The 17,929-nt window shown below is 64.5% G+C and carries 12 protein-coding genes; 5 read left to right on the forward strand and 7 right to left on the reverse strand.

The window, feature by feature from the left end; genetic code table 11:
- Window positions 1-379: 379 nt before the first annotated feature.
- The 3 genes from ABE487_RS15120 to ABE487_RS15130 are packed head-to-tail and all read right to left on the reverse strand — an operon-like array spanning window position 380 to window position 3,042.
- Entirely contained in the window at window positions 380-790 is a 411-nt protein-coding gene (locus ABE487_RS15120; RefSeq protein ID WP_346448762.1) for a response regulator, read from the reverse strand.
- A gap of 6 nt (window positions 791-796) precedes the next feature.
- Window positions 797-1,237 (reverse strand): response regulator, encoded by a 441-nt coding sequence (locus ABE487_RS15125; protein WP_241944399.1) that lies wholly within the window; start codon window positions 1,235-1,237, stop codon window positions 797-799.
- Complete coding sequence (locus ABE487_RS15130) at window positions 1,234-3,042, reverse strand: ATP-binding protein (RefSeq protein WP_346448761.1); 1,809 nt, start codon at window positions 3,040-3,042, stop codon at window positions 1,234-1,236. The genes ABE487_RS15125 and ABE487_RS15130 overlap by 4 nt, the downstream gene beginning before the upstream one ends.
- A gap of 276 nt (window positions 3,043-3,318) precedes the next feature.
- Here ABE487_RS15130 and aceE point away from each other — a divergent pair, with 276 nt between their 5' ends.
- From aceE to ABE487_RS15145, 3 genes are all read left to right on the forward strand, one after another.
- Window positions 3,319-6,084 (forward strand): pyruvate dehydrogenase (acetyl-transferring), homodimeric type, encoded by a 2,766-nt coding sequence (aceE, locus tag ABE487_RS15135; RefSeq protein WP_346452545.1) that lies wholly within the window; start codon window positions 3,319-3,321, stop codon window positions 6,082-6,084.
- Between the two features lie 21 nt (window positions 6,085-6,105).
- Window positions 6,106-6,534 carry a hypothetical protein gene (locus ABE487_RS15140; protein ID WP_346452547.1) on the forward strand — a complete coding sequence of 143 codons (429 nt, stop codon included), beginning with the start codon at window positions 6,106-6,108 and terminating at the stop codon, window positions 6,532-6,534.
- Between the two features lie 132 nt (window positions 6,535-6,666).
- Window positions 6,667-7,458 carry a hypothetical protein gene (locus ABE487_RS15145; RefSeq protein WP_346452548.1) on the forward strand — a complete coding sequence of 264 codons (792 nt, stop codon included), beginning with the start codon at window positions 6,667-6,669 and terminating at the stop codon, window positions 7,456-7,458.
- On the opposite strand, the gene ABE487_RS15150 is transcribed toward ABE487_RS15145, so the two are convergent.
- Window positions 7,445-9,247, reverse strand: a complete 1,803-nt coding sequence (locus ABE487_RS15150) for an N-6 DNA methylase (RefSeq protein WP_346452550.1) — start codon at window positions 9,245-9,247, stop codon at window positions 7,445-7,447. The genes ABE487_RS15145 and ABE487_RS15150 overlap by 14 nt on opposite strands.
- 810 nt (window positions 9,248-10,057) lie before the next feature.
- Complete coding sequence (locus tag ABE487_RS15155) at window positions 10,058-10,300, reverse strand: helix-turn-helix transcriptional regulator (protein ID WP_346452915.1); 243 nt, start codon at window positions 10,298-10,300, stop codon at window positions 10,058-10,060.
- 720 nt (window positions 10,301-11,020) lie between these two features.
- Between ABE487_RS15155 and ABE487_RS15160 the strand changes: the two genes are divergently transcribed.
- Together ABE487_RS15160 and ABE487_RS15165 are read left to right on the forward strand one after the other, a co-directional pair.
- The gene (locus ABE487_RS15160) at window positions 11,021-13,330 is read left to right on the forward strand and encodes a TonB-dependent receptor (protein WP_346452552.1); all 2,310 of its coding nucleotides are present in this window, start codon (window positions 11,021-11,023) and stop codon (window positions 13,328-13,330) included.
- Window positions 13,331-13,370: 40 nt separating this feature from the next.
- Entirely contained in the window at window positions 13,371-15,488 is a 2,118-nt protein-coding gene (locus ABE487_RS15165; RefSeq protein ID WP_346452554.1) for an Atxe2 family lasso peptide isopeptidase, read from the forward strand.
- On the opposite strand, the gene ABE487_RS15170 is transcribed toward ABE487_RS15165, so the two are convergent.
- Together ABE487_RS15170 and ABE487_RS15175 are read right to left on the reverse strand one after the other, a co-directional pair.
- Complete coding sequence (locus ABE487_RS15170) at window positions 15,485-17,224, reverse strand: asparagine synthase-related protein (RefSeq protein ID WP_346452555.1); 1,740 nt, start codon at window positions 17,222-17,224, stop codon at window positions 15,485-15,487. The two genes, ABE487_RS15165 and ABE487_RS15170, sit on opposite strands and share 4 nt — an antisense overlap.
- Window positions 17,224-17,904 carry a lasso peptide biosynthesis B2 protein gene (locus tag ABE487_RS15175; protein WP_346452556.1) on the reverse strand — a complete coding sequence of 227 codons (681 nt, stop codon included), beginning with the start codon at window positions 17,902-17,904 and terminating at the stop codon, window positions 17,224-17,226. Before ABE487_RS15175 ends, ABE487_RS15170 begins: the two co-directional genes overlap by 1 nt.
- Between the last annotated feature and the right edge of the window lie 25 nt (window positions 17,905-17,929).

Raw genomic sequence — 17,929 nt, forward strand, 5'->3', positions numbered from 1 at the left:
GATGCCGACCCAAGCTCCCCCACGATCTGATCGATCAAAGGTCGGACGGTCTGGCACGGGGCGATCCGAAAAATGCCAACTCCCGGACCGCAAAAGCAACTTACAAGGTCGGCACGCGCCGCGTGCCGGGTGGGGGTAGGGGCGGTCAGCGGAATGCTGCTAGACCAGCGTCAGCGCCAGAAGCGCCCCCATCCCAGCCTTCCCCCCGCAGGCGGGGGAAGGAGCTAACCGCGTCGCGCGATCAGTCACCTCTCCCACATCGCGGGGGAAGGCGCCAAGTGCGTCGCGCGATCAGTTGCCTCCCCCGCATCGCGGGGGAGGTCGGCACGCGCCGCGTGCCGGGTGGGGGCAAGGGGCGTTCGCCCCAATCCCACCGCCCTCATTCCGCCTCGCCGTCCCCCGCCGCCAGCACCTGGGCCAGCGTGGCCGGCAGGCGGTCGAGCTGGTCCTTGTGGACCAGCGCATCGCCCTCGGGCAATTCGTCGCCCGGCAGGCCGTAGGCCGAGCCGGTCATGAACACCACGGGCACGCCCGGGCGCAGCTGCCGGGTGAGCGCCAGCGCCTCGGCGCCCGAGAACCCGGGCAGGTTGACGTCCGACAGCACCACGCGCGGGGCGAAGGCCTCCAGCGCTTCCACCAGCGCCGCCTCGCCGTGGACCCGTCGGGTCTCGACCGCCAGCCCCGCGTCGCGCAGGGCCAGTTCGGCCAGTTCGGCATCGTCGCGCGAATCGTCGACGATCAGCACGCGCAGGCGTCCAGCCCGCGCGCCATGTCCCTCATCGTCCGCCATGCGGGCTCACTCTTCCTCGGGCACTTCGTTGAGCACGGCCCAGAACTTGCCCAGCGTGCGTACCGCGTCGAAGAACTGGTCGACATCGACCGGCTTGACCACGTACGCGTTCACGCCCAGGTCCCAGCTGCGGGCCAGGTCGCTTTCCTCGCGCGAGGACGACAGGATCACCACCGGCATGCGCTTGAGCGTCTCGTGGTCACGCAGCTGCTTGAGCACTTCCAGGCCGTCCATGCGCGGCATCTTGATGTCGAGCAGCAGCACCGCCGGGTCGCCCTCGGCGCGGTCGGCGAACTTGCCGCGGCGGAACAGGTAGTCCACCGCCTCGACGCCGTCCTCGACATGCACGATCGGGTTGGCGAGATTGGCCTCGCGCAGCGCATCGATCGCCATCTCGGCATCGTGCGGGCTGTCCTCGGCGAGAAGGATGGTGCGGATTTCGCTCATTGCTGTTTTCCTGGTGAGGACAGAAGGCCCGGCTCCTGGGCGGAGGCGGGAAGGGTGAAGAAGAACGAGGCGCCCTGGCCCGGGGCCGACTCGGCCCAGATCCGCCCGCCGTGGCGGCCGAGCACGCGCCGCACGCTGGCCAGCCCGACGCCGGTGCCGGGGAACTCGCTGGCCGAATGCAGGCGCTGGAACACGCCGAACAGCTTGCCCGCGTACTGCATGTCGAAGCCCGCGCCGTTATCGCGGACCGAGAACTCGTAGCCGCCGTCGTCCAGCCGCCGGCAGGTGACCTCGACCGTCGCAGGTTCGCTGCCGCTGCTGTACTTGACCGCATTGCCCAGCAGGTTCAACCACACCTGCCGCAGCATGTTCTCGTCGCCGACCACGATCGGCAGCGGCGCGATCGTCCACTCGATCCGGTGGTCGGGCTTCTCGGCCTTCGCGTTGCTGTCGAGCATCGCGCGCGCATCGGCCACCATCGTCTGCAGGTCCACGCTCTGCAGCCGCAATGCACTGCGACCCAGGCGCGAGTACACCAGCAGATCGTCGATCAGCGTGGACATGCGCCGCGCCGAACCGCCGATGACATTGAGGTAGTGGCTGCTCTTCTCGTCGATGTTCTCGCCCAGATGGCGGCCGAGCTTGTCGGCGAAGCCGGCGATGTGCCGCAGCGGCGCACGCAGATCGTGGGAGACCGAATAGCTGAAGGCCTCCAGCTCGCGGTTGACGTCGGAGACCTGCTCGATCTTGCCTTCCAACTGCTGGTTGAGCTCGCGGATCTGCCGCTCGCTGATGCTCTGCGCGGTCACGTCGGACGCAGTGATCAACGCCACCGCATCGTCGCGGTCGGGCAGCGGCATGCGCCGGGCATTGAGCAGCATCGTGCGCTCCACCCCGTCGACCGTCGCCTGGCTCAGCCGGTAATCCCACAGCTCGCGGTTGCGGGCCAGCACGTCGTGCAGCCGGCGTATGGTCTCGGCGTCCTGCCAGGCGCCGTCGCCGATCTCGGCCAGCGCATGGCCGCGGGCGTCGTCGTCCACGCCGTAGAGCTCGGCGAACGCGGCGTTGTGCATCACCACCCGCTGCTGCTTGTCGACCAGCACGATCGGCTCGCGCACGCTGTCGAGCACCGCCAGCGCCCGGCCGCTCGCGCTCAGCGCCTGCCGCTCGGCGGCCACGCGGCCGGTCTGCTGGCGCAGCGCGAAGTAAATGGCGGCGGCCAGCAGCAGCAACTGCACCACCATCGCCACCCAGCTCGACAGCTCGGCATCGCGGTTGGCGCGCGCGGCCGCGGCCTTGCGGTCCAGCAGCAGTACCTCTTCCTCGGCCACCGCCTCGGTCACCAGCCGCTGGATCGGGTAAAGCACGATCATCTCGTCGATCTGCCGATTGGTCGCCGCCTGCTCGGCATCGATCACCTTGTCGATCCGCGCCAGACGCTGCTCGAGCATGTTGCGCAGCGCGCCCAGCCGCGCCTGCTGCGCCGGGTTGTCCCGGGTCAGTTCCAGCACCGCGGCCACATTGGGCATGATCCGCTCGCGCGCATCGCGGATGCGCTCGCGCAGCAGCGGCGAATCGATGCCGCGGGTCAGCGCGATCGCCGCCGCCTCCAGGCTGCGCGCGTCGGCCGAGATCGCCTGCACCAGGGTCTGCACCTCGCGCGTGTGCACCACCTCGACCGTGGCGTCCTCGGCCTCGCCGATCGCCGCGCGCATGATCAGGAATGGGCCGACCACGATCAGCACGATCGCCACCCCGAGCGCAGGCAACTGCCAACGGCTGGAACGCGAGGCGGTATGGGGCATCGGGATGGGCTCGGGCGCGGGCGGGGGGCGCCATCATGCCGCATCCTCCCCTGAACACGGGATCATGGCGGACGGCCGGGCCGCCCGCAATCGGGCAATGGCTGCGCGGCCCGGCCGCCCGTCCGACCGGCCGCCCGGACCGGGCCAGGTGCACCGCTGGAACGCGCTGTCCCCCGCCTGCGGACCGGCCCGCCGGGCAGAACGCGCCTGTTAGAATCGACCGTTCGACAACGACCCCTTGCACGCGGCCGCGCGCGCCGCGCTGGAGCACATCTGATGAACTGGTTGAACGACGTCCTGCAGAACGACCCCGATCCGACCGAGACCCGCGAGTGGATCGAGTCGCTCAAGGCGGTCATCGACGTCGGCGGCCCCGAGCGCGCGCACCAACTGCTCGAGAACATGGTCGAGCTGACCCGCCGCGCCGGTGCCCACCTGCCGTTCGCGCCGACCACCGAATACGTCAACACCATCCCGGCCCACCTCGAGCCGAAGATGCCGGGCAACAGCGACCTGGAATGGCGCATCCGCTCGATCATCCGCTGGAACGCGATGGCGATGGTCGTGCGCGCCAACCGCAAGCCCGGCGACCTGGGCGGCCACCTGGCCAGCTTCGCCTCCAGCGCCACGCTCTACGACGTGGGCTTCAACCACTTCTTCCGCGCGCCTTCAGCCGATCACCCCGGGGATCTGATCTGCACCCAGGGCCACAGCTCGCCGGGCATCTACGCCCGCTCGTTCCTGGAAGGCCGCATCAGCGAAGAGCAGATCGACCACTTCCGCATGGAAGTCGACGGCAAGGGCGTCTCGTCCTACCCGCACCCCTGGCTGATGCCCGACTACTGGCAGCTGCCGACCGTCTCGATGGGTCTGGGCCCGATCGCGGCCATCTACCAGGCCCGCAACTGGAAGTACCTCGAAGCCCGCGGCCTGATGCCGCGCACCGACCGCAAGGTCTGGTGCTTCCTGGGCGACGGCGAGACCGACGAGCCCGAGAGCCTGGGCGCGATCTCGGTGGCCGGCCGCGAAGGCCTGGACAACCTGGTGTTCGTGATCAACTGCAACCTGCAGCGCCTCGACGGCCCGGTGCGCGGTAACGGCAAGATCATCCAGGAGCTGGAAGGCCAGTTCCGCGGCGCCGGTTGGAATGTCGTCAAAACGATCTGGGGTAGCTACTGGGACCCGCTGCTGGCCAAGGATAAGGACGGCATGCTCAAGAAGCTGATGATGGAGACCGTCGACGGCGAGTACCAGAACTGCAAGGCCTTCGGTGGCGCGTATACGCGCGAGCACTTCTTCGGCAAGTACCCCGAGACCGCCAACCTCGTCGCCAACCTCAGCGACGACGACATCTGGCGCCTCAACCGCGGCGGCCACGACCCGCACAAGGTCTTCGCCGCCTACCAGAACGCGATGGACACCAAGGGCCAGCCCACGGTGATCCTGGCCAAGACCGTCAAGGGCTACGGCCTGGGCAGCGCAGGCGAGGCGCTCAACCCGACCCACAACACCAAGAAGCTCGATGACGACGCGGTGCGCACGTTCCGCGACCGCTTCAAGATCCCGGTCTCCGACGCCGCACTCAAGGACGGCGACATCCCGTTCTTCCACCCCGGCAAGGACTCGGAGGAAGTGCAGTACCTGCTCGAGCGCCGCGAAAAGCTGGGCGGCTTCCTGCCCCAGCGCCGCCGCAAGAGCACCGAAAGCCTCAAGGCGCCCGAGCTCAAGGTGTTCGACCGCCTGATGCAGGACACCGGCGAACGCGAGATCAGCACCACGATGGCCTTCGTGCAGTCGCTCTCGGTGATCCTGCGCGACAAGCAGGTGGGCCCGCGCGTGGTGCCGATCGTCGCCGACGAAGCCCGCACCTTCGGCATGGAAGGCCTGTTCCGCCAGTTGGGCATCTACGCCCCGCAGGGCCAGAAGTACAAGCCGGTGGACCGCGACCAGCTGATGTACTACCGCGAAGACGCGGCCGGCCAGGTGCTGGAAGAGGGCATCACCGAAGCCGGCGCGTTCGCCAGCTGGATGGCCGCGGCCACCAGCTACAGCACCAACGACCTGCCGATGCTGCCGTTCTACATCTACTACTCGATGTTCGGCTTCCAGCGCATCGGCGACGCCGCCTGGCAGGCGGCCGACATGCGCGCCCGCGGCTTCCTGCTGGGCGCCACCGCGGGGCGCACCACACTCAACGGCGAAGGCCTGCAGCACGAAGACGGCCACAGCCACCTGCTCTCGGGCGCCATCCCCAACTGCCGCAGCTACGACCCCACCTTCGCCGGTGAGGTCGCGGTGATCCTGCAGTACGGCATGCAGCGCATGCTCGACGAACAGCAGGACGAGTACTTCTACATCACCCTGATGAACGAGAACTACCCGCACCCGGCCGTCACTCCCGAGGCCGCCGAGGGCATCATCAAGGGCATGTACCTGCTCTCCAGCACCGCGGACACCTCCCCCGCGAGCGGGGGAGGTCGAAGCGGCACCGCCGCTTCGGGTGGGGGTGCTTCGGCTGGGGGCAAGAAGAAAGCCTCCAACCTCCCCCACGTCCAACTCCTGGGCTCGGGCACCATCCTGCGCGAAGTCATCGCCGCCGCCGAACTGCTGGACAAAGACTTCGGCGTGACGGCCGACATCTGGTCCTGCCCCAGCTTCACCGAGCTGCGCCGCGACGGCTTCGACGCCGAGCGCTGGAACCGCTTCAACCCCGAAGCCAAGACCCGCCGCAAGCCCTACGTGACCGAACAGCTGGAAGCCCGCCAGGGCCCGGTGATCGCCGCGACCGACTACGTGCGTGCCTTCGCCGACCAGATCCGCGCCTTCGTGCCGCACACCTACACCGTGCTGGGCACCGACGGCTTCGGCCGCTCCGACACCCGCGCCAACCTCCGCCGCCACTTCGAAGTGGACCGCTACTACATCGCCCAGGCGGCGATCGACGCGCTGGCGAAGGACGGCAAGATGACCGGCAAGGATGTAGCGAGGGCGATCAAGCTGTATAAGATCGATCCGGAGAAGGCGAACCCGGTTGGGGTTTGACGGGATTTCTAGGGGGCAAGGATGAAGTATCGCTGGTACAAAACTATGAGCCATGCGGATGCTCAGCATCCGCGCGGTACCGGGACTAATCGGACAGGTCACCTGACGCTAGTACAAGCGAATCACAATATCGACTCTGCAGTTTGGTTTAGGGATATTTTGTTTGGCGGGCTTGCTTGGGCTGGTGGGCCGGAAAAGGAGCGAGTTGCTGTCTCGATGAAGGTAGAGATTCTGGGGCAGAAGTTCGGCTCAGTTGATCTCGATATTACGAACACGCCTTCATTTGAGTCGGATCAAGGGAATAGGGTTACAGTTCTTCACTGGGGTACATTGTCCAAGCATATGCAATCAACGGATTACTCCGGGAAGATCGTCACCATTGAGCGGAACGCCAATGGCTGTTTTTACTTGACGATAGACGACTCTCCAACCGGTCCTGCAATAGTCTGAATTAGCACGAAGCAAGCTGAGTCGAGGCTACTGTGAGGTTGGTTAATAGCATTCTGCCTGATGTATACATATCTATCGGAGAGAAGTAACTTTCCAGAGATTGCTAATAAACATGGAGTGGTGGATTAATAAATGACTTGGACACCTGCACAGCGCGCTGATGAGTTCCTAGCTGTACTGCGGCGAATGAAGGTAATTTTTGAGCTAAATCCAGAGGCTGCTGTTAGAAGCCAAGAGTTCATCAAAACGTTCCATAGTTTCATCGCTAGAGATTTAGGCTCGTTCATTACTCCTAAAGCGCGTCGGGCGGGTGTTAAAGTGCTTGAGGAGGCTCCTGTGTACGGCTCCTACAAGTCTAAGAATGTTGACGTTGCGGTTATTCATCCAACAAATGGACCCTTGATCTTGGTTGGAGTCCGGAGTCAGATGAGCTCAGTCGGAAAGAATGTCCTGACTTATTATCAGGATATCGTCGGCGAAGCTATTTCCTTGCAGGAAAGATTTCCGATGTGCACGACAGGCTACGCCTACCTTCATCCGCTTGAGGTGAGGCCGTGGCAGAAGCGAAATGGCGAATGGACTCGCGCAGAAAGGCCGAATCACCGGCGATATGCGCGTCTTTATGCTGCGATTGGGCAGCGAGACGATCGAATCTATAAGCATATGACGGGCGCTTATGACCATTTTGCGTATTGCGTCGCTGATTTCCACTCCGATCCAATTGCGGTTAGAGATGACATCGTTGCAAGTGCGGTTCCTGGCCTCGATCTTTCATTGCAGACGTTTGTGCCTAGGCTAATTGGTACGTTTCATTCTCGAAATCTGTGGGTTCAGGACATTTTTGAGCCCACAGAGACTGATGACTTCCCGGATGATGAGGCTGACGATGGAGGCCTTGACGAAACACTTGTTACGCGGGTGTGACTTGGGCCTTTCGCCAAGCGATAAGTGTCTCAATGCCCTTGTCTAGAGTGCTCGCGCCGTCGTGGCCAATGAGTTTGGCGATTGATTTGGAGCCTATGGCATAGGCATCCTCAATTTTTCCTGCCCGTAGTGCAGCATCCAACTGACGCCGGTTTGCTCTAGAGGTGAACTCCGATTTGAGCATTAAAACAGAATCCGCTTCTCGAGGTACTGCCACCATTACACCACCGCCTAACGAGTGAATCTCTATCTCTGCGCTAAGAAGTGTAAGAGGTGTATACCAAGAGTCGACAAAACCTTCGACGTCATTATCTGGTCGCAGGAATCCACCTAGGACGCTATTCGAGGCGGTCCAATCAGAGTCATTAAGGTGAAGGCGAGGTAGATCGCTAAAGGTCGTTAGAAATACGTCCGGTGTCTTCACGCCTGGAACAACGTACCACGGCTTTCTGATGCGGCATTTGAAACCCATGTCTACGCCATCTTGCTCACCTCTGGTGATGTAGGAGTGCTCGCCCTTGGTTAGCTTGCCGCGAGGAAGCCACAGGTGTGCGGACGCATCCATTTGGCTTGTGCGAAGTGGCTGGCGAGAGAAGCTCCGGGACGAAGCTGCAGTCGGGACCAAAGATCGCGATGGCAGCTTAAATTCTCGTACTACTTCGTCGCTTGGATGGAAGTATGTTTTATTGCCGGACACATAGCCGATATTAAATTTAACTCGATTGAGTGCGGGAGACGCATAAGGGGCAAGTAACGCAAGCGCACTTCTTGTTTCATCAGGAAGAAGAGCGTACTGAAAGATCCTCTCGCCTCTGATGACTGACTCAATGGGTATCCTAATCCCATCTTGATCAAGATTATTATCTAGATCTGCGAGTCGCTCCCGAGCGATTAGCTCAACGTAATCAGTATTCTTTCCCTTATCTTCCGCTAAAAGAATGAGTACATTCTGGAGTATGTCTGGAAAGACGCGCTCTCGGAAGCGTACGATGCGTAAGCGTCCAAAGAGCCTCGCAAGGTAATCCCAAAGTGGGCGAGCATATCGGACGTAGGTGAAGTCGAGTGGTAAGACAAGCGCCAATCGTCCATCTGCTTTCAGGTGCTTTGTCGCTTTAACGACAAAAGGCATCCAAACGCTGCCTGCAGGGTCAATCGCTTCGCCGAGAGCATCACTCGCGGCAGCGACTGCATTTTTCCGCAGACTGGCATCTAGCTCTCTCAGTCGGACGTATGGCGGGTTACCTATCACCGCATCAACCTGAGGGATGCGATCCTCTGCAAGAAAATCGCCAACGTGTAATAGATTTGCGCTTACGGCGCCAGAGGCTACAGCCTGCGCTGCTGTCTGAGGGTCGAGCTCGCATCCATGTAGTTGGAGCGACTTCCAATGATTAGCCGCAGCCAACGCATGAACGGCATGTGCGAACCGTCCATCGCCCACGCTAGGTTCAAGGATGACGTCCTGGGATCCCCTAACCGCCCAGGACACCATCATCTGAGCGGCGCTCTCTGGCGTGAAGTAAGCGCCCAGTCCACGCTCTCTAGTTCTTGGCGGCCGTCGGCTCATAGCCAGAAGCCGGCCGAACTCTTCGATTTCAGCCGCTAGATAGATTTGCCCGTGCATCTTAGCTACCGGTTTGGGCATTGCCGCTGCGACTCCACCTTTCCCCTCTTGGGATCGGTTCGCCCACACCTTGAAGACGTTAACTGATACGCCCAGCATCGCGGCCGCGCGGCGCGCGTCTACCAAGCCATTGATTGGGGCCATGTCGTCGGGATGATCGTTCATGAGCGTAGTGTAACAATAAATTACACTCCGTCTCGAGTTATGACCAATTGCGTACTTCGTTCAGGGAAGGAGCTGCCCCAAGCAAATGGATGGCAGCAGCTGCGGGGCCGCCTAAGAGATTTGTCATCGTTGAATCTGCGCCAAGGGTCCCGAAGCGCAGCACCTGCTTGCGTAGTGCGCTGCGGCTGAACCTAGGTGTCCAGAGGAGCTTGGGTGGCCTCGAGGCTGCGGCTGAAGAGGAAATCCTCCGTCCCGCATCTGTCTTTCGCGGAATCTCCGTGGCCTAGCTCGACTTCGCCGGAAGCCCATAGGGTGCCATGATCATAATGCAGGCCCGGATGAAGCGAACGAGCGGGTCATGGGGCCTGCCGGCGGCCAGTACCGAGCACGCACTCTTGGGACGCGCCCCGCCTTCAGATATCAGCATTCATACCACCGCATCATGCCGTCGTTTGGTGAGCGCGTGAGTGCCTTGGACAGGCAACGCGCCGTAGCGAAACGGTTGGCTGCGCCTTATGGTCAAACTCCGGGCAGCCATTATGGCAGGGTACGACAAGCCGAAGCTTTCGCGTGGTTACCAGATGCCCGGCTCACCGGGGCAACGGTATGAGAATGTGGGCGCCAGCGGCCGGGGTGCTCCGTTCCCTGGCCCGCGTGTCTGGCGACCCGCCCGTAGACGGGGATCACGCGTTGCTGGCGTGATGGAAGAGTGCGCTCTTCCTCCAACCCTTGGTATCAGCGCCTTCCGCTGATGCATGTCAGGAATTTCCTACAGCTGGGGCCCGGCTCGCTTCATACGCGGGGCTCCACTCAGTCTGGGGGCTGGAGCAAATCGACGATGTCCACGCCCAGCACATCAGCTAACCGCTCAAGCCCATCGATTGAGATGTTGGTGACACGCCGTTCAAGCTGCGAAACATAGGTCCGATGGAAATCGGCCACATCAGCGAGTTGCTCTTGGCTCAGACCCTGCGCCGTGCGCAGGCGGCGGATGTTCACTGCAACTCGCTCGCGCGCGCTCGGTTTCGCTGGGGATGACGGCTTGGAAGGCATGCCTCCCAGCCTGATCATCTACCGGCTTAGGTTCTACAGATTATATATCTACTCTTTATAACTCTACATTGCGACAGCTGCTGCGTTGAGCCCGCGTCCTGGGGCGGCTACGGCGGGGGCAGGAACAAGTCGGCGATATCCACGCCCAGGACCTGAGCGAACCGCTCAAGGCGGTCAACTGAGATGTTCGTCTTCGCTCGTTCTAACTGGGACACGTAGCTGCGATGGCACTCCGCCATCTCCCCGAGCTTCTCCTGGCTGACCTTCCCCTTCATTGCCTTGCGAAGGCGACGGATGTTCGCCCCGACACGGCTGCGGGCACTCGGGAGTGATGCGGATGAGGGCTTGGAAGTCATGCCCCAGCCTGACCCTCTACCGCATTGCAATCTACAGAATATAAGTCTACTGTTTATTACTCTCGTTTTGGTCGGGCCGGGTGGGCGGGAGCTTCCGGCCGGCGTGACCAAGGCGGTCGTACCTGTTGCGGGCTGACCTAGTTGCGTCGGCCGTTCATGGAGGCAGTGCATGTCTAGCCACACGCTGTATGTATCTACCAATCCGTGCGCTTCCGAGAGCGTCACGCGTGCCTCGAAGGCGAACGGTGAGCTTGATTTAGCCGAACAACAAAGTGCGCTGATGTGTGGCGCTACGGGGCAGTCGTTAAAGGTCTCGATCCCTGGCATCGCAGCCCACATGTTGGGTGCGGCAGTGATCGCCTTCTTGCCTCTGACTTGTGCCGTTGCGCAGGAGGCGGGTCCGGCCCATAAGCCCGATTCACATACGCCCGCCCAGGACACCGACGCCGCCGCCACCCAACTCGACACCATCCAGGTCACCGGCACCCGCATCCGTGGCGGCACCACGCCGTCGCCGGTGATCGCCTTCGGTGCCGAGCGGATCCGGGAAGAGGGCTTCCGCGATCTGGGCGAGGTGATCCGCAGCGTGCCGCAGAACTTTGGGGGTGGGCAGAATCCGGGGGCGGGCAGCGGTGGCTTCTCCGGTGCCGGGTTTGCCAACCAGAACGTCACCGGCGGCTCAGCGCTGAACCTCCGGGGCCTGGGGCCGGACGCCACGCTGACGCTGCTCAACGGGCGGCGCATGGCCTACAGCGGCTTCGCGCAGGCGGTGGACATCAGCGCGATCCCCGTCGATGCGGTCGAACGCATCGACATCGTGGCCGATGGCGCCTCGGCCATCTACGGCTCAGATGCGGTGGGCGGCGTGGGCAATGTGGTCCTGCGCCGAGACTACGACGGTGCAACGCTCGGCGCCCGCTATGGCGCTGCCAAGGGCGGCGGTCTGGAGACACGCGAGTACACGGCCACGGCCGGTACGTACTGGGCCAGCGGTGGCGTCATCGCCACGTTCAAGGAGGCTTCTGTCGACCCGATCTATGCGGCCGATCGCGCTTACACCCGGCACCTGGGTCCGCCGACCACGCTCTATCCCGGCAGTGACCTGCGCAGCGGCCTGCTCAGTGCGTATCAGGGGCTGGGAGACGCGCTGGAACTGCGCCTGGATGTGCTGCGGAGTTGGCGCCACCAGCAGACCTTCTACGAGTACATGGGCATCAACCGCCTGACGCCGGTCACCACTACATCGCTGGTGTCGCCCGGGGTCGAGTTCCGGCTGCCGCGCGATTGGTCGCTGTCCCTGAGCGGGGCTTGGGCCAAGGACGAACACCACGAGCGCCAGACGCGGGAAGCCCCGGCAACCGGCGCCGTCACCCCGGTTGTCGACGATTGCTTCTGCAACGCAAGCCGCAGCTTTGAAGCGAGCGTGGAAGGGCCATTGCTGGCACTGCCTGCCGGCGAGGTGCGGCTTGCGGCGGGGGTGGGCTACCGGAGCAATGAGTTCCGGCAGTCCGCGTGGGGCACAGGCGTGGTGGCGACGCAGGGCGAGGAGCGTGCGCGCTTTGGCTATGCGGAAGTCAGCGTGCCGGTGGCCGGCGCAGGGCAGGGCGTGCCGGGCGTGCACCGGCTTGAGGTCACCGCGGCCGTGCGCAGCGAGGACTACAGTAGCTTCGGCGGCGTCACCACGCCCAAGCTTGGGCTGATCTACAGCCCCAATGCCGACTTCACGGCCAAGGCCTCGTGGGGCCGCTCGTTCAAGGCGCCGACGTTGTTGCAGGTCAATCAGGGCCAGTTCGGGCAGTTGGGCTTTGCGCGCGATTACGGCGGCACGCCGGAGGGTGGGCGCGACATGGCGCTGCGGGTGGGTGGCGGCAATCCGGACCTGCAGCCCGAACGTGCGCGCACGCTCTCCGCTTCGCTGGCGTACCACCCGGAGGCGTTGTCCGGGATGCAGTTGGAGCTCACCGCGTTCCGTATCGACTACACCGACCGCGTGGTGCAGCCGATCACCGACTACTCGCAGGTGCTGGCCAATCCCGCGTTCGCCCAGGTGATCGACCGGCAACCCACGCTGGAAGAGCTGACGCGCATTGCCAGCCTGGCGCGATTCTTCAACTTCACTGGCCAGTCCTTCGATCCGGACCGCATCGGTGCAGTGATCTACGGCAACTACGTCAACGTCGCCCGGCAAGAGATCACCGGAGCGGATCTTTCGGGCTCGTATCGACTGGCGTTGGGGGACCACACGCTGACGTTGCGTGGTTCGGCCGCGTGGCTGGACAGCAGGCAGCAGAACACCGGCGCTCAGGACTTCTTCGATCTCTCGGGCACGCTGTTCAACCCACCCAAGCTGTCCGGCCGGGCAGGGGTAGTTTGGGAGCGGGGCGCCTTCACCACGTCCGCGTTCACCAACTACCGTGGCGGCGTGACCAACCCCGTGGATGGCCGGAAGACGGCCTCGTTCACCACCTTCGATGCGACGTTGCGCTATCAGCATGCGCGCAGCGACGGGCCGTGGGCCGGCGTGGAGGTCTCGCTCTCGGCGCAGAACCTGTTCGACCGTGCGCCGCCGTTGTACACGCCGACCTCGTTTGCCGAGTACGCGCCGCCCTACGACGGCACCAACTATTCGGCCATCGGGCGCTTCATCAGCCTCGCCGTCTCCAAGCGCTTCTGAGGTGGCCATGCATAGCCTGGGTCGATTTGGATGGTGGGGCGTGCCTGCGGTACGGCGTTCGGGCGTTGCCGCGGGGTGGCTGCGTGCGTTGGTGATGGGCGCGCTGCTGATGCAGGCCGGCATCGCTGCGCATGCGCATGCCATTCCGCCGCGTCTGTTGCTGAAGGTCGTGGATTTCGGTCCGCCGGTGGTCTCGCCCGACGGCCGGTATGTGGCCTTCCGGATGGAGCAGGCGTCCATCGAACGCAACAGCTATGACTCGGCATGGTACGTGCAAGCGATGGACGGCGCCGAGCCGCCGCGCCGCGTGGCGGACGGCGGTGTGCCGTTGCGCGATGCGGCCGGGGTTGCGGTGCCGGTGGCCGCCAGTTGGTCGCCGGATGGGCGCTGGCTGTACTACACGGCGTTGCTGGATGGCAGGGTCGATGTCTGGCGTGCGGCGGCGGACGGGTCTCGCGCCGAACCGGTGGCCCGCGACGCGGCCGATGTGCGCGGTTTCGTGCTGGATGCGGATGGACGCCGGCTGTTCTACCGCGTCGGCGCGACGCGCGAGGCGGTCGCCGAAGCCGAGCAGCTCGAGTACGACCGCGGTATTCGCATCGATGGCGACGTGCCCATCGGCCAGGGGTTGTTCCGCTCGATCAACGTCGAGGGGCGATGGGCGACGCAGCGCTATGCCGGCATGTGGTTCGGCCGCGCGCCGCTGCTGGCCGATGCGCCGGACCGCTGGAAGGTGGTGGACCTCGCCAGCCTGCAGGTTCGCGACGCGTTGGCGGCCGAGCGGCCGCCGGTCCCGCCTGCGATCGCCGACCTCGACGCTGCGTTGCCGCGGCCCTGGGCCTTGGTCGCCGAGCGTGATGGCAGTCGCCTGGCGATGCTGACGCGCTCGGCCCCGCCGCCCGGCTTCCGCCATGGGCTCGACAGCACCTTGGCGATGTTGCCCGGAACGACGGCGCGCCGGCCCGTGCCATGTACGGCCAGTGCGTGTGTGGGCAAGGCCCTTGGCGCGCCGCAGTGGCGACCGCAGAGCGACGAGGTGGTGTTCACCGTCACCGACCCACTGCAGGGATTGGCGCAGTCCATCCATCGATGGAACGTGCGCAGCGGCGTTGTTCATCCCATCGTGGCGACACGCGGCACCATCGGCGGCGGTCGTGGTGGCGGCCCTTGCGGCGTGTCGGCTCACGCGATGGCCTGCGTCGTCGCCGAGCCCGATCGCCCGCCGCGGCTGGAACGGGTCGACCTGGAGAGCGGCCGACGGGAGGTGCTGTTCGATCCGAATACGGCCCTGGCCCGTGCGTTGTCCGCGGTGGCGCCGGCCGAACTGCTGCGCTGGGAGAACCCGGACGGGCAGACGTATACGGGTCAGTTTCTACCGGCCCGCGCCGTCGACGGGGCACCGCCACCGCTGTTCGTCACCTACTACAACTGCGCCGGGTTTCTGCGCGGTGGCGTCGGGGACGAGTGGCCGCTGGCCAGCCTGGCGGAGCAGGGGATTGCCGCGCTGTGCATCAACGATCCGCCGGGATACGTGTTCGACGCGATGCAGCGGTACGGCCGCGGCGTCGCCGGTGTGACCGCGGCGGTGGCGCAGCTTGCCGCGGCGGGGCGCATCGATCCAGCCAAGGTGGGCATGGGCGGCTTGAGCTTCGGCAGCGAGGTCGCGCTGTGGGCGGCCATCCAGACCGATGTGCTGGCGGCGATCTCGGTGACGTCGCCGACGGTGGAGCCCAACTACTACCTGTTCAATACGCTGCGCAGCGATGCGTTCTTCGAGGAAATGAAGAACGCCTGGGGCCTGGGCGCGCCCGACCAGACGCCCGAGCGCTGGCGCTTGCTGTCGCCGGCTTATCAGGTCGAGCGCATCCGGGCGCCGGTACTGTTCCAGATGCCTGAGCAGGAGTACCTCTACGCCTTGGGCGTCTCGCTGCCGCTGGTCAGAGAGCGGCGCGCGGACCTGTATGTGTTCCCCAACGAAACACATCAGAAATTCCAGCCGCGGCACAAGCTGGCGGCCTATGAGCGCAATCTCGACTGGTTCCGCTTCTGGCTGCAGGGGCACGAGGACACGCACCCGGCCAAGGTCGCGCAGTACACGCGTTGGCGGGCAATGCGTGCGGGTTTGGCTGGCACCGGAGGTGAGCGCGCGGCTCGTTAGCGTTGATGCCGCAGCCAGTTCTCGACCATGCACAGGTCGAAGATCCGCATGAACGCGGTGTCGCGCGGGTGCAGGTTCGTCGCGAAGAATGCCTCCAGGGCAGAGGCGTCCAACAGGCCTTGGCGCCGTAGCTGGCCGTCCATCAGGTAGGCGCGCATGTCGTGCTTCTTGCGCTGGTAGATGGCGCCCGAGTAGCTGACGAAGGTGCCTTTGCTGCGACGCTCCAGCACGGCACGTGGCAGCCGGTCGGCAAACGCATCGCGCGCGAGGGCGCGGTTCCGGCCCCCGGCGATCCACATCCATGTCGGTGCTTTGAGGCAGGCTTCGACGACTGGTTGGGAGAGCAGGGGGAGCCGGAGCCAGTGGGTTGCGCCACGGGGCGCGCCTTCGCGGAACACCTGGGTCCCCGCGAGCTCCGCGATGCGTTCCAGATCGCCGGGCAACACGCCTTCGGGTCGTGCAAACCACGGATGGGTAGGTGGCGACAGTGACGCTGCGGATGGGGCGAGGAACGCGGTACTCGGTTTGCACGGCGTGCGTGCGCCATGCGCCAGCTTCTTGAGCGTCAATCGGCCGGCCTTCCAATAGGTGCAGTCGTGCAGGGCGGACAAGTCGTGGACGGCGCGCATGCCTGCACTGAAGCCGCGCTCCTTGAACGCATCGGCGGCGGGCACGGCGCCCGAGGAGTAGCAGAACACGGTGTCGCCGCCGCCACCGGAGAAGAAACTGTTGGTGCCGTGGATCGACGCCACCGCGGCCATGGCGGTGTTCGCTGCCTGCTGCAGGACCGAGACGCGGGGCCTTGTCGTCTGGACTGGCAGGTCGAAGTCGATCCCGACCGTGTCGATATCGAGCAGTGTCGAATGCAGGGGTGTGCCGAGCGCGTCCGCGACCGGTTGCGCGTAGCGGCGCTCGTCGGCGCCGGGCACCGGCGTCACCAGGGTGCTGCAGGTCACGTTCGCCGATGCGTCCTGCAGACACATCGCCACGACGGAAGAATCCAGCCCGCCCGACAATTCCATCAGCACGGTCTTGTCTGTGCGGGCCCAGGTCTCGACCACCGTGCGGAGGGCGGTACGGATGTCAGCGATGGCGCGCTCCGGGCTGCGGTGCCGATGCGGTGGCTGTGCGAACCGCCAGGGCGACCAGGCGGGCTCTACGATCTCGGTTCGGTCATGGAGTGTGTGCGTGCATCCGGGCAGTAGTTCCCTGACCCCATCGAGTGCCGTCGCCGCTGTGTTGACGTGAGTGTAGGCCAGCATCCAGGCGATGGCGTTCCAGTCGACCTGCCGGCGATACAGGCCGAGACCGATGGCGAGCGAAACATCGGATGTGACAACCGTGCCGCGTTCTCCGGCGAGGTAGAAGCAGGGCACGCCGCCGGATGGCTCGCGCAACAGCGCTACACTCTGCGCAGGCGGCGTGGCGCTGCGGATCAGCAAGTACTCGCCCCAGTACTCGCTCAACAGCTGCGCATCGAGTGCGTGCCGCCCGGCCATGCTGGCGAATGTGCTGGCATCGAGCGGAGTGCCTTCGCGCGAGAACACATGGCCGATCACGACACCGGCCGGCACAGCAAGCGCGGGCGTTTCCTCGCCGACGAAGAGTGTCATCGGCCAGGGCGCATCGACTGGGTGCATGCCTTGGGCGCGCAAGGAGGCAATCTGTGCGGGCGACAGCGCCACCCCGTCCTGCGAAGGCTCGATCGGCAGGAGGGCAAGGTAGCGATAGCCCATCAGATCACCCGGATCGGGGTGTGCGCCAGCGCATTGCCGACGGTGTCGTTGAGCATCCAATCGCCGTTCTGGACCCAGCAGTGGGCCGCGAACGGCCTGTTTGTCACGCCGAAGACGAGGGACGCCCAGAGGCCGTGCCGGGCGAGAAAGACGACAAGCGAGATCGAGTCAAGCAGGCAGCAGGTTTCGATCGGGACATACGGGCGAGCCCGGCGGAACTGGTGTATGGCCCGCACCATCTTTGGATCGGGCGCCTGGTCATGACGCTCGGGCGCTTTCTGGGCGCTGCGGCCTCGGTGGGTGGCCATGGCACCCAGCACGCGATCGAGCGTGCGCGTCTTGAGCTGCAGCTGCACGCTGCAGACAAGGGCGAGCACTTCCATCAGCGCGGTTTGCCTTTGGTGGGGCAGCACATAGGCGTGCTCGACAAGGCTATGCGAGGGGGCGGTCACGGATGTTTCAAGCGCGCCGACCGCGTCCGTGAGCGCGGGAACCAGAATGTTGCGCTGAAGAAGCGCCTCCAGATCGGCCGCGCAATGGCAATCACCCTGCTGGTGCTGGAGAAAGGCTTGTTCGAGCCGAGACCCCAACCGAAAGTAGCGATCGGCTTTGAGGTCCAGAAAGATGAGGCCGTCGTCGACACGGCAGAACGACAGGCCTTCGCGGAGTCCGTAGCGCATGGCGAGCACCTCGGGGTGCGAGGCG

It is taken from the genome of Luteimonas sp. TWI596 (assembly GCF_039674105.1).
GTDB lineage: Bacteria > Pseudomonadota > Gammaproteobacteria > Xanthomonadales > Xanthomonadaceae > Luteimonas.